Below are 577 nucleotides of genomic sequence, written 5' to 3'. Positions count from 1 at the left end.
GCTAAGTATTTGGATTTAAACAAGGTTAAATTTCCGCTGATTGTCGTGCAAGAATATGGCTGGAATATCTTCCGTTTGGCAGCTTCTGCACAAGTGGCTTTAGAAGGCTATGAGCACGCGCATGTCTTTACCGATACGCAGGTTAATCAAGTCATGCCAGTTGATTGTGAAAACTGCTCAAACGCTGACCATCATGTGACCAGATGGCGCATTGATTATCAACAAGCAGCGCGCTCTGATACTGAGACCGAATTTGAAGCCAAAACGGATTCTATCGAAGTTGATTACTTAATCAACGCTTGTGGTTTTCGTACTGGCATCATCGATGATATGGTCGGGGTCAAAGTCACGCGTATGGTCGAGTTTAAATCGTCTTATATCACTCATTGGGACGATACGGGCGGACAGATTCCTGAAATTATCGTCTATGGTGAGCGCGGTACCCCTGAGGGCATGGCGCAGCTAACGCCCTACCCTGATGGTTATTTTCAGATACATGGCATGAGTAAATTTATCACCCTATTTGATGATGGTTTGGTTGCTTCTAACAAAAATAGCGCGCAACCGAAATTGCCAT

The 577-nt window shown here is 44.7% G+C and carries 1 protein-coding gene; it reads left to right on the top strand.

Annotated features, from left to right (window positions below; all coding sequences use genetic code 11):
- A partial coding sequence (locus Q7C21_RS22595) for a hypothetical protein (RefSeq protein ID WP_375151174.1) occupies positions 1-577 on the top strand: 577 nt, incomplete at both ends.

It is taken from the genome of Pantoea sp. ANP04, assembly GCF_041982285.1.
GTDB lineage: Bacteria > Pseudomonadota > Gammaproteobacteria > Enterobacterales > Enterobacteriaceae > Pantoea > Pantoea eucalypti.
This window is presented reverse-complemented; position numbering and strand designations above follow the sequence as displayed.